The sequence below is a fragment of the Neisseria iguanae genome (assembly GCF_003013245.1).
Lineage (GTDB): Bacteria > Pseudomonadota > Gammaproteobacteria > Burkholderiales > Neisseriaceae > Neisseria > Neisseria iguanae.
The window spans coordinates 1-11,374 of record NZ_PXYY01000084.1 but is presented as its reverse complement, the minus strand read 5'-3'; the positions used below and the strand labels follow the sequence as shown (position 1 = coordinate 11,374).

The 11,374-nt window shown below is 51.5% G+C and carries 11 protein-coding genes and 1 pseudogene; 4 read left to right on the top strand and 8 right to left on the bottom strand.

The features are described from left to right. A partial coding sequence (locus C7N83_RS11010; RefSeq protein WP_146135146.1) for a transposase occupies positions 1–283 on the top strand: 283 nt, incomplete at its 5' end. 441 nt (positions 284–724) lie between these two features. Here the strand turns inward: C7N83_RS11010 and C7N83_RS11005 are convergent. The 4 genes from C7N83_RS11005 to gabT form a co-directional block, all read right to left on the bottom strand. Beyond that, complete coding sequence (locus tag C7N83_RS11005) at positions 725–910, bottom strand: hypothetical protein (RefSeq protein WP_106742662.1); 186 nt, start codon at positions 908–910, stop codon at positions 725–727. Positions 911–1,347: 437 nt separating this feature from the next. Further along, a complete protein-coding gene (locus tag C7N83_RS10995) occupies positions 1,348–2,550 on the bottom strand; it encodes an aromatic amino acid transport family protein (RefSeq protein WP_106742658.1) in 1,203 nt (400 codons plus the stop codon). A 100-nt stretch (positions 2,551–2,650) separates the two neighbouring features. Next, positions 2,651–4,087, bottom strand: coding sequence for an NAD-dependent succinate-semialdehyde dehydrogenase (locus C7N83_RS10990; RefSeq protein WP_106742657.1), 1,437 nt, complete (start codon positions 4,085–4,087; stop codon positions 2,651–2,653). 2 nt (positions 4,088–4,089) lie between these two features. Continuing rightward, positions 4,090–5,349 (bottom strand): 4-aminobutyrate--2-oxoglutarate transaminase, encoded by a 1,260-nt coding sequence (gene gabT, locus C7N83_RS10985; RefSeq protein ID WP_106742655.1) that lies wholly within the window; start codon positions 5,347–5,349, stop codon positions 4,090–4,092. A 145-nt stretch (positions 5,350–5,494) separates the two neighbouring features. Between gabT and C7N83_RS10980 the strand changes: the two genes are divergently transcribed. Beyond that, positions 5,495–6,265 carry an IclR family transcriptional regulator gene (locus C7N83_RS10980; RefSeq protein WP_106742654.1) on the top strand — a complete coding sequence of 257 codons (771 nt, stop codon included), beginning with the start codon at positions 5,495–5,497 and terminating at the stop codon, positions 6,263–6,265. Between the two features lie 381 nt (positions 6,266–6,646). Here the strand turns inward: C7N83_RS10980 and C7N83_RS10970 are convergent, their stop codons facing one another. Further along, positions 6,647–6,850 carry a DUF4149 domain-containing protein gene (locus C7N83_RS10970; RefSeq protein WP_281256773.1) on the bottom strand — a complete coding sequence of 68 codons (204 nt, stop codon included), beginning with the start codon at positions 6,848–6,850 and terminating at the stop codon, positions 6,647–6,649. 212 nt (positions 6,851–7,062) lie between these two features. After that, on the bottom strand, positions 7,063–7,794 hold the full coding sequence (locus C7N83_RS10965) for an LOG family protein (protein ID WP_106742650.1): 732 nt from the start codon (positions 7,792–7,794) through the stop codon (positions 7,063–7,065). 90 nt (positions 7,795–7,884) lie between these two features. Between C7N83_RS10965 and C7N83_RS10960 the strand changes: the two are divergent. Continuing rightward, positions 7,885–8,577, top strand: a pseudogene (locus tag C7N83_RS10960) (pseudouridine synthase). 182 nt (positions 8,578–8,759) lie between these two features. On the opposite strand, the gene C7N83_RS14925 reads toward C7N83_RS10960, so the two are convergent. Then, entirely contained in the window at positions 8,760–8,912 is a 153-nt protein-coding gene (locus tag C7N83_RS14925) for a hypothetical protein (RefSeq protein ID WP_211296648.1), read from the bottom strand. A 161-nt stretch (positions 8,913–9,073) separates the two neighbouring features. Here C7N83_RS14925 and C7N83_RS10950 point away from each other — a divergent pair, with 161 nt between their 5' ends. Continuing rightward, positions 9,074–10,936 (top strand): ribonuclease catalytic domain-containing protein, encoded by a 1,863-nt coding sequence (locus C7N83_RS10950; RefSeq protein ID WP_106742647.1) that lies wholly within the window; start codon positions 9,074–9,076, stop codon positions 10,934–10,936. A 254-nt stretch (positions 10,937–11,190) separates the two neighbouring features. Here C7N83_RS10950 and C7N83_RS15325 read toward each other — a convergent pair. Further along, the coding region (locus C7N83_RS15325) for a hypothetical protein (RefSeq protein ID WP_211296647.1) at positions 11,191–11,374 on the bottom strand (184 nt) is incomplete at its 5' end.

The following is an 11,374-nucleotide window of genomic DNA, read 5'->3' as shown; positions in this document are numbered from 1 at the left end:
GTCTGCCTGTTTCCGCTGCCCCGGAGCCGTACGCAAACCGATTTATACGACCAATGCGGCAGAGGCGGTACACCGCCAGTTTCGGAAGCTGGCCAAAACCCAAGGCGCATTCCCCAATGAAACCGGCCTGCTGAAGCTTTTATATGGCGGTATCGGTAAGGCTTCGGGGAAATGGACGATGCCGATTGCAAACCGGGGGCAGACGCTCCCGCAGTTGGCGGTTTGTTTTGACAGCCGGCCGGCATTATCCGGTTGCAGAATTCAAGCTGACACAGGATTTTGAACGGCCTCCCGGATTTCAAAAAAACCGTATCCAACCCAAAATCACGACAACGAAAAGCTCCCGCCAGCAATGCGGGAACCATGACCATAACCATATGAATCTGTTTCCGTCGAATCCGCTACCGCCAATTTAAAACTTATCACCTATACCAAATCCGAAGAATGCCCCGTAAAGCGTGTTCCCCAAGGGACGACCCTCACATAACCGGTTTGTCGAATCGGCCTAGAAGGAGAGTCCGTCGGCCGTATTCCCCAAAACACAACAGCGGCCCGGTTTTGCCGGGTCAGCCGCGCAGCCCGTCTGCCATAACCGCCGTATTCCTACCCGCCATGTATCCAAAGACACCGCCAAACGTCGAGTTGCTGTTTGGATAAATCGGTAATCTCAGCCCGAAACCTTTGCAAGCCCCCTAAAACTCCTCTAAATCCAGCTTGAAAGAATTTAGCGGAATTTTCCATAGTCTGCTTCTTCCACCAACAAGCCCAAATCACGATGGCTAAGCACATTGACAGTTCTCCTTTCATCAAACCCAACCAAGTACTTGATTGGCTGCCCGTCAAACAACTGTGCCTCAACATAAGATCCGTTACCGCCACCGAGACTGTCCTGCCTATCCGCTGCGGCCATGTTCAAAGCCGTACTGCTCCGAGATGCATCTGCCAAGAAGGTAGCTTTCAGATGGCATTATGCGCAAAGCACACAGGGGCAAACCTGTAACAGGGAAGACAAACAGCGAAACAAGCAACTGTCGGAAAATGTTATGCAGTTGAACAAACCTTGGGGGCTTTGCACCGTAAATTCAGCTGCAAACAGGCGCGGATTTTGACTTGAGGAAAGTATGGGAGAAACGCCATTTGAAAGCGGAACGCTTAAACTGTTAAAGGCAGCAAATACGTTCTAGCGAGGGGAAAATAAAGACGGAAACAGTAATTAATAAAGGCAAAACGCTTAATCGATAACCCAATTAACCGCTTTGGTTAGTGTGTTTATATTTTGCAAAGGTCTCGGGCTATATAAAATGCCTGTCTGAAGCCTTTCAAACAAGCATTTTAATGCTTTGCGCTTTACCAGCCGGCGGGTAGCAAATCTAGTTTTGCCAAAATGGCGTATACCGCACTGGCGCTGTACAGCAGGGAAATCAGCACATATACAGGCGCGTGGTTCATCCAGCCCGGACATTGCCATTCAGGCTCCCGGTTGCCTTGCCGCCGTGCGCCGCGCACAATCAGATAAGGCAGGATGCTCAAGACTACGCCGCTGAATACGCCGGCGAAATAGAGCGCATCAACAAAGCCCACCATGCCGCTGTAGGCCAGCGCAAAAGGCGGCAGCGATACCATGGCGACGGCGACGATGCGGGCTTTGATATTGGTATCCACCGGAATGCTGAAGCGGTCGGCGATATTGGTTAGGAAGCTGCCGCCTATGCCCCAGTAGGAAGTCAGCATGGCAAACAGGGCGAAGCCGTTAGCTATGAAAAATGCCCAACTGCCCAAAGCCTTCCCCCAGCTGATGGTGGCTACTTGGCTGATGTTGTCCAAGCCAGTCAGCGAAATCACAGACAGCGGCACCAGCGCAATCAGCATAAAAGTGCAAAACATGCCGGTCATAATCGCTTTGGGCAACTGCTTGGGCGTGTGCGACAGGCCGCGCGCAATTTCCGGCACGATGTATTGCGCACAGTAAATAAATACCACCAGATTGAATACCGGCACCATATACATCCAGTTTCCGTCGAGCAGGCGGGAAAAGTCAGTATTCGGAAAGAGCAGGGTTGCGCCGATTAAAACCAGCAGCATCAGTACCATCAGCGAGGTAATCATTTTTTCACTGCGTCCCAAGGCTTTGAGTCCCAAACCCAACACCAAGGCCGCCGGAATAAAAAACAAGATGCTGCCCAAGCGCCTATCGATGCCGAATAAGGAATTCATCAGATCGCCGCTGCCGTTCATATAAGCGATAAGTGCGCCCAGCGCATTGACTGTAACCGAGGCGAACATCAGCCAAGAGCCGAAGCCGCCAACATAGCGTTGCGCCAAACCGCTCAATTGTTCGTGCTGTTTGGTGCGCAGCGTCGCTTCCGCAACATAGAGCATGGTGACGGTGGTGATGATGCCGACCACAATCAGCCAAAACAGCAAGGGCAGGTAACCAGCTTTGCGTGCGGCATAAGACACCGACAAAATACCAGCGCCGATATTGGTACCGATAATCATGGACACACCTTCGGCAAAGGTGATTTTTTCTACTTTCAATACATCAGACATGTTTCTTCTCTCTCTTTGTGTTTCTTGGATTCATCAAACCGGGGAGATTTGTAAACCGAGTATGCGGTGCTTTGCCGATACCCGGTTATATTTCGGCCTGTCAGCCGATATCCACGCACAAATACTTCATTTCCAAATATTCGTCGGTGCCGTATTTGCTGCCTTCTCGCCCCAAGCCGCTGGCTTTGATGCCACCGAACGGCGCGACTTCGTTACTGATCAGGCCGGTATTGATGCCGACCATGCCGTACTCCAAGGCTTCTGAAACCCGCCATTGGCGGCCTGTGTTTTGGGTAAATACATAGCTGGCCAGGCCGAACTCGGTATCATTGGCCGCGGCAATGACTTCGTCTTCGCTGTCAAACCGGAATACAGAGCATAGAGGGCCGAAGGTTTCATCGCGCGCCACCTGCATATCGGCGGTCACTCCGGCGAGTAGAGTAGGCTCGAAAAATGTACCGCCCAAAGTGCTGCGTTTGCCGCCAGCCAAGAGTTTTGCACCTTTGTCCAGCGCGTCGCTGATATGCTGCTCGACTTTTTCTACTGCTTTTTTATCGATCAACGGCCCTTGGTTTACGCCTTCTTCCAAGCCGTTGCCCAATTTGAAAGCGGCAATTTTTTCAGCCAATCGCGCGCAAAATGTGTCGTAAATGCCGCTTTGCACATAAATACGGTTGCTGCATACGCAGGTTTGGCCGCTGTTGCGGAATTTGCTGACCAGCGTGCCTTCGGCTGCTTTATCCAAATCGGCATCGTCAAACACAATACAGGGCGCGTTGCCGCCCAATTCCAAACTGAGTTTTTTAATGCCGGCTGCGCTGTTGCGGAAAATATCCGTACCCACATCGGTGGAACCGGTAAAGCTGATTTTGCGCACAATCGGGCTGTCGGCGAAAGTTTGGCTGATAGAATCGGCATTGCCGCATACCACGGCAAACAAATCCTGCGGCACGCCTGCTTCATAAGCCAACACTGCCTGCGCATAAGCACTCAGCGGCGTGGCGCTGGCCGGTTTCACCAACATGGCGCAGCCCACTGCCAAGGCGGGTGCGGCTTTGCGGGTAATCATAGCAGCGGGGAAGTTCCAAGGCGTAATGGCGGCGGTCACGCCGATGGGCTGGCGGATGACCAGCAATTTTTGCGAAGGTTTGACCGAAGTAAGCACGTCGCCATCGATGCGACGCGCTTCTTCGGCAAACCAACGGATGAAACTGGCGGCATAGTCGATTTCACTGCGTGCTTCGATGAGTGGTTTGCCTTGCTCCATCGTCATCAAGCGTGCCAGATTCTCCTTGTTGGTCTTCATCAGGCTAAACCATGCCCACAACACATCGGCCCGCTCCAGCGCAGTTTTGGCTGCCCATGTTTTTTGCGCTGTTTGGGCTTGCGCTATCAGCACATTTAAGTTTTCAGCCGGTGTTTTTTTCACATAAGCGACGATGCTTCCGTCGGCAGGATTACTGACGGTAATACCGTCTGCAAAAGGTGTGTCCAACGAAACGTCGGAGTGGTTTAAGAGTTGTTCTATAGTTTTCATCTTCAGGCCTTCCTTGCAGCGGCAAATGCATCGGCGATAATGGATAAAGCTTGGTCGAACAAGGCATCTTCGATGGTTAGCGGGAATAAGAAGCGGATGATGTTACCGTGGGCGCCGCAGGTGAGTAGCAGCAGGTTGTGCGCCATCGCGTATTTCTGTGTTTTGGCGGCAAACGCGGCATTGGGTTCTTCATCGTTGCCGAACTCTACCGCAACCATGGCACCCAGGCCTCGTATTTCGGTGATTTCCGGTGCATTCAGATTTTTCAGACAGGCCTTCAGTTTATCGCCTAGGGTTTGCGCGCGTGCGCACAGGTTTTCTTCTTCAATCACATCCAACACTGCCAATGAGGCGGCCACGCCCAAAGGATTGCCGGCATAAGTGCCGCCCAAGCCGCCTTTGCGCGGTGCGTCCATCACTTCGGCCCGGCCGGAAACGCCGCTCAACACAAAGCCGCCAGCCATGGATTTGGCCATGGTGATGATGTCGGGTTTGATGTCGTAATGCTCCATGGCGAACAGTTTACCGGTGCGGGCAAAACCTGATTGCACTTCATCGGCAATCATCATAATGCAGTGTTCGTCGCAGATTTCGCGGATAGCGCGCATAAATTCGGGCGGGCAGACGTTGAAACCGCCTTCACCTTGCACCGGCTCTAAAATAATCGCAGCCACATCGTGCGGCGCGATATCACTTTTGAAGATGCGTTTGATGCTCTTCACTGCATCGGCCACACTGATGTTTTGTGTTGCCGATGGGTAGAGCGCGTGGAACACACCGGCAGACATCAAGCCGAAGTCAGCGGCATAAGGCATCACTTTCCCGGTCAGTGCCAGCGTCATCAGCGTACGTCCGTGGAAGGCGCCGCCGAAGGCGATGACGCCGTTACGTTTGGTGTAGGCGCGGGCGATTTTCACCGCGTTTTCTACAGCTTCCGCACCACTGGAGAAAAATTGGCTTTTGGCTGCTCCGGCAATCGGCACCAGCCGGTTGATGCGCTCGGCTAAAACCACATAGCTTTCATACGGCACCACTTGAAATGCAGTATGGGTGAATTTGTCCAATTGCGCCGCCACTGCCGCCACCACTTTCGGATGGCGGTGGCCGGTATTCAAAACGCCGATGCCGCCGGCAAAATCGATGATTTTGCGGCCGTCGGTTGATGTGATGGTGGCATTTTCGGCGCTTTGTGCAAACCAGTCGCACATTACGCTTGCGCCGTTGGGCAGGGAGGCGCGCATTCTTTCTAATAAATCGCTCATGTTTTTCTCCTGAAAGCTTAAAATTAAGGCTGTAACCGGCAGCCAAGGGTATGCCGGCTACAAAATGTTCGATATAATGAACAAATGTTCTATTTACTGAACAATAATAGAAAGACCTGATAATTTTTGTCAAGAAGGAAAATGCATGAAACCTCCGCTTTCTATTCCGGCGCTGGATAAAACCGTCAAAATACTGGATTTGCTGACCGAGCAGGCCGCACCGATGAGCGGTGCTGAAATTGCTAAAATCTTGAATCTGCCGCGCAGCTCGGTGCACGGGCTACTGCAAGCCTTATTGGATGCCGGCTTACTGCGTAAATCCGGCAAGCGGCATTTTGTGTTGGGTACGCATGTGCTTTATTGGGCCAACGGATTTATGGCACAGCAGGATATCGTGGCGGAATTTCATGCCGCTGTCGCCCGCCTGCCCGATCTTGAGCCTTATACTTTAACGCTGTCGACACTCAACGGAGACCAAGTGGTTTATCTGGCGTGTAAAAACAGCACCGCACCGATGGATGTCACTTTCCGCATCGGCATGCAGTTTCCCGCCATCTTCACTGCCACAGGTAAGGCTTTGCTCAGCCGCTTATCGGAGCAGGAGGTGCGGCAGGTGATCACCAGTTTTCCGCCACCTTACACTGAAAGCAGTGTGCAAAACCATCAGGATTTGGCGCAGGAATTGCGATCGGCGCGCCAACAGGGATTTGCTTTGGATAACGGCCAATTGCGTAAAGGGATGTTTTGTTTCGGCATGGCATTACCGGAACCGGGCGGAAAGGCGCACTACGGCATAGCCGCAAGTCTGTTGGAACAGGAAGCCGATGAAGCAACCAGAGCACATCTGCTTGAAGGTTTGCATGAACTGGCAGGGCAGTTGTCGGCAAATTTCGCCGAATGCGGAAGTTTGATATGAATGAGCGGTATAGTATAAATGCCAATCAAGTTGTTTTCAGCCAGGCATTGCCTGTTTTGGCAAAAGGCCGGATTGTTTTCTGTCTGTTTCAGTGTGAAATGATCGGGTGGGCAAGCTTGTATTCCGCGCTTGTCTCAGGCTTATTGTTTTTCGGCCATGCAGCTTTTGGGGCTAAAACCCATACACAGAAAAATGCAAAGTATCAACAGTCCCAATAGGATACCGGCCATATAGAGCAGACTTGAGAAACCGTACCCAAAGGCGAAAGTACCGATGCGGCCGGTCTCTTGGCTGCGGAGAAGCAGGAAACGGAGAGCTCGAGATGGTATGGTGTTTGATGGTAGGAGTGACGGCCAGTTGATTGATGCCGATCAGGATAATCTACAACGCAATCCAGCAGCCTGGCTTGGCGCCGGCAAGCAGGTAAACCAAAAACCAAACAGCTAGGCCGAAATAGCTGGTAACGGCAAACCATTTGTCGGCAATATCGTCGGCCAGCGCTTTATCCAACTTGTTGAATAAAACCTGCGCGGCAATATAACCGGCCATAATCTGCATACCCAACCAGCAGCCTGCAATGAGCAAAGTATAGAACGGGTGATGACGGTCTCTTTGCTAAGTTGCTTTAAAACGGACGAAATTAGACTATGCGGCTTTAAAGTATTGTCAAACAGCAGCTGGTAAAAAAGAGTGGTGATGCTCAGCTTTGGTGGGGCTGGCTGCGGTGGTTTTCAATGTCTGAAAATTACACTAATACTTTTTCAGACGGCCTTTCGTCATCATTTATTGACGTTTCGTCACAAACCCAACGACCACGTATCATTGCCCTGCTCCGACAAATCTTCCAAGCGGTTTTCGTAATGGGCGAAAATATATTCGACGATTTCTTCTTCATCATCAATCAATTGAATCAAACCCATGTCTTCCGGCGAAATCAAACGATTACCTAAAAGTTGGTCTTTCACCCATGCCATCAAACCTGCCCAAAATGCTTTGCCGACCAGAATAATCGGGCGGTTGGGCGTTTTGCCGGTCTGCACCAGAATCAGGCTTTCAAACAATTCGTCAAGCGTGCCGAAGCCGCCCGGCATCACCACATAAGCCACCGCGTGTTTGACAAACATCACTTTGCGCGGGAAAAAGTGTTGGAATTTAATCGACAAATCCTTATACGGATTGGCATGCTGCTCGTGCGGCAACACAATGTTCAGCCCCACCGCCGGGCTCGCTCCCGCAAATGCGCCTTTGTTGGCCGCTTCCATAATACCCGGCCCGCCGCCGGAAATGACCGAGAAACCCGCATCCGACAATTTGCGCGACAGGCGCTCGGTAAAGGCATAATCCGGGTGGTCTTCCGGCGTGCGTGCGCTGCCGTAGAGACTCACCGCCGGCTGAATCGCCCGCAACTCCTCTCCCGACTCGACAAACTCTGAAATAATCTTCAACACATGATATGACTCACGCCCGTGAATTTCGTGGCGGGTTTCATCAGCCAACATCGGCATCGGCAGTTTTCTATGCAGCGTCATCTCGTTTTTCCTTCAATTGTTTAACCGATTGTAACGGATTTGACTGAAAATACAACGCCAAAAGGCCGTCTGAAAACCAAAGCCGATAAAATGCTCGAAATCCTCTACCGTGACCGCCATAGCATCGCCGTCAACAAACCTGCCGGCATGCTAGTACACCGCAGTTGGCCCGACAGCCATGAAACCCGCTTCGTTATGCAGACCCTGCGCGACCAAATCGGCTAACACGTTTACCCCGTGAACCGCCTTGACCGCGCGACCTCCGGCGTGTTGCTGTTTGCCCTTGACAGCGATTCTGCGCGGCGGCTGACACAACAGTTTGAACAAAAAACCACCGCCAAAATCTACTGGGCAATTGTGCGCGGCCGGACGGAGCAACACGGGCGTATCGATTATCCGCTCAAATACCAACCCGACAAAATCGCCGAAGCACTGACCGCCCCCGAGAAACCGGCGCAGGAAGCAGTGACCGATTATCAATGCTTGGCGCAGACCGAACTGCCGTTCCAATCCGCGCAACGTTACCTGACTTCACGCTATTCGTGGCTGGCACTCATGCCGCACACCGGCCGCAAACACCAGCTACGCTGCCATCTGAAACACATCTTCCACCTTATCGTTGGCGACACCAACTACGGTAACCTGCGCCAAAACCATGCCGTGGCCGAACACTTAGGCACCACCCGTTTGATGCTGCATGCGCGTGAATTTTCGTTTGAGAGTTCGGACAACGGCAAAACGGTCAATATTACCGTACCGACAGATGAACAATGGGCAGTTTGATTGGAGAAGTTTCAATAATTTTTCAGAAGATTACGGAACATGAGAAGGCCGTCTGAATACTGATTTTCAGACGGCCTTCTGGTTCTCTATGATGGACATATCTACTCATTCAATCCAGAATCCTAAATAACAATTCCCCCCCTGCTTTACCCTTTATAGGGAATCACAAGGCTGGGGGCTTTCTATTTGTTCAGCCATAAATCCCATGTTTTCGGTTCGACTTTCATACCGAACTGAACCAAATCAACCGCACTGTTTTCAACATTTGGAAATTCGTAACATAATTGTGGAAAACGTTCATCCCAATTAGAATTCGGGCAAATAACGTCCAACATCCTTTTCATCAGGCAAAAGTAAACAAACATTTCGTTACTTGAAAGCTACTTCCACTCTTTTTCATTCAAACCTTACCAATTTCAAGTCAATAGGTTTTCAGACGGCCGTCTCCGATTTCTGCTAAAATCCCTACCTTAAAAATTTACCTAACATCAAGCAAATGAATATTTTTTACGAAGAATCCGGCCAGTTTAAAGTTGCTGCTATTGTGCAGAAAAACGATGCCACTTACCAAGTCGATACCCAACACGGCAAGCGCACGAAGGTGAAGGCGAATAATGTGTTTACCGAGTTTAACGGCGACATGGCGGCGTTTTTGGAAAAAGCGCAGGCGGAAGCGGCGGAAATCGACACAGATTTGCTGTGGGAAGTGTGCAGTGAAGACGAGTTTTCCGCCGAAGCGATTGCGGAAGAATATTTCGGCCATGCGCCGAGCCAGTCTGAATTGGCGGCGACCCTGATTGCACTGTATGCCGCGCCGATGTATTTCTACAAAAAGGCCAAAGGCGTGTTTAAAGCCGCGCCGGAAGAAACCTTGAAACAAGCTTTGGCGGCGATTGAGCGCAAAAAGCAGCAGGATGCACAGATTGATGCGTGGGCGAAAGCGTTGCAGGCGGGAAACATGCCGTCTGAAATCGCAGCGGATTTGAAAACGATTTTACATGCGCCCGACAAGCAAGCCTTGACCTATAAGGCGTTTATCAAGGCAGCGGATGCGTTGAAATTGCAGCCTTATGATTTGGCGAAGCAAACCGGTGCAGTGGCTTCCCTGCCGCAATACCTGCTCGATGCGTTTGAAATGAAGCATTACCCACAGGGCGCAATATTGGCCGATATGGCGGTTTCACCTCTGCCGCAATTGCCGCAAGCCGATGTGGCAGCGTTTTCGATTGACGACGAATCTACCACCGAAGTGGACGATGCCTTGAGTCTGACCGATTTGGGTAACGGCTTGAAACGCGTGGGCATTCATATTGCCGCGCCGTCGTTGGCGATTGAATCGGGCAGCGCGATTGAAAAAACAATCATGAACCGCTTGAGCACGGCCTATTTCCCCGACGGCAAAATCACCATGTTGCCGGAAAACTGGATTGCCGCATTCAGCCTCGACGAAGGCGCCCACCGTCCTGCCGTGAGCATTTATTTTGATGTCGATGCCGAGTTCAACTTGGTCGGCGAACCGGTGAATAAAACCGAAGCGGTCAATATCGCCGAAAACCTGCGTATTCAGGCAATTGAGCCGCATTTCAACGCCGAAACCGGCTTGGATGCCACCTGCGAAGCCATGTTCAACCACCATCAGGATTTGATTTGGTTTTATCAATTTGCCGTTGCACGCCAAAAAGCCCGTGGCAAATACGAAGAAAACCGTGTGCCGCAATACGATTACAGCGTGGAAGTCGGTTCAGACGGCATTGTATCGGTCACCCGCCGCGAACGCGGTTCGCCGATTGATACGCTGGTGAGCGAAATGATGATTCTGGCCAACAGTACTTGGGCGGAAATGCTCGATACCCACGATTTGCCGGGCTTGTTCCGCGTGCAGCCGAGCGGAAAAGTCCGCATGAGCACCCAATCCGAACCGCACATCGGCATGGGCGTGCAGCATTACGGCTGGTTCACCTCGCCGCTGCGCCGCGCTGCCGACTACATCAACCAAAAACAGCTCGTCAGCCTGATTGATAAAAACAGCGAACCCTTGTTCCACAAAAACGATGCCGAGCTCTTCGCCGCGCTGCGCGATTTCGACACCGCCTACTCGGCTTACGCCGATTTCCAGCGCCAAATGGAAGCCTACTGGAGCTTGGTGTATTTGGAACAGCAAGGCACGAAAACGCTCACCGCCACAGTATTGAAAGAAGATTTGGTGCGCATCGAAGGGTTGCCCCTGGTCACGCGTGCAGCCGGCATTCCGTTTGACATCCTGCCGAAATCGCAAGTGCTGCTCAACATCACCGGCCTAGATTCTGAAAAACAGTTTATCGGTTTGAATTATGTGAAAGCGGTGGCGCCAAATGCGTGATCGACAATAGCGAAAAGGCCGTCTGAACAGGCGTTCAGACGGCCTTTCGTACTACCTTGTCCCGGTTTTGATTGATTTCTCTATCGCATAGCAGCCGGAAAACAAAAAATCCGGTTTCCGCCTGTCCCTAAAAAGCAGGCAGTTTTCGCTTAAATCAAACGGAAAGACTTCGAACCAACCGGTGCCCCGCAGACACGGCCAATACGGCCAACACCGGCAGCATCACTTTTTCAAAGCCTTTCAGTTTCAGACAGCTATGATGTTTGTATTGAGAATAAAGATACAGCAACACGCCCGGCAAATAAAGCTGTAAGAAAAGCCAGCGTTGTTTGCCATTGATGATTGCTCCCGGGAATTTTATGCGGCTGTTTTACCCTGACCCTACCGCTGCCGGTGCCGCCAAGTTTCTGCACCATGATGTCATTGGCTGCCGTCCTG

Coding starts and splice junctions, on each gene's coding strand:
- C7N83_RS11005 (WP_106742662.1), bottom strand. CDS start 910: ATGGCCGCAGCGGATAGGCAGGACAGTCTCGGTGGCGGTAACGGATCT.
- C7N83_RS10995 (WP_106742658.1), bottom strand. CDS start 2,550: ATGTCTGATGTATTGAAAGTAGAAAAAATCACCTTTGCCGAAGGTGTG.
- C7N83_RS10990 (WP_106742657.1), bottom strand. CDS start 4,087: ATGAAAACTATAGAACAACTCTTAAACCACTCCGACGTTTCGTTGGAC.
- gabT (WP_106742655.1), bottom strand. CDS start 5,349: ATGAGCGATTTATTAGAAAGAATGCGCGCCTCCCTGCCCAACGGCGCA.
- C7N83_RS10980 (WP_106742654.1), top strand. CDS start 5,495: ATGAAACCTCCGCTTTCTATTCCGGCGCTGGATAAAACCGTCAAAATA.
- C7N83_RS10965 (WP_106742650.1), bottom strand. CDS start 7,794: ATGACGCTGCATAGAAAACTGCCGATGCCGATGTTGGCTGATGAAACC.
- C7N83_RS14925 (WP_211296648.1), bottom strand. CDS start 8,912: ATGTTGGACGTTATTTGCCCGAATTCTAATTGGGATGAACGTTTTCCA.
- C7N83_RS10950 (WP_106742647.1), top strand. CDS start 9,074: ATGAATATTTTTTACGAAGAATCCGGCCAGTTTAAAGTTGCTGCTATT.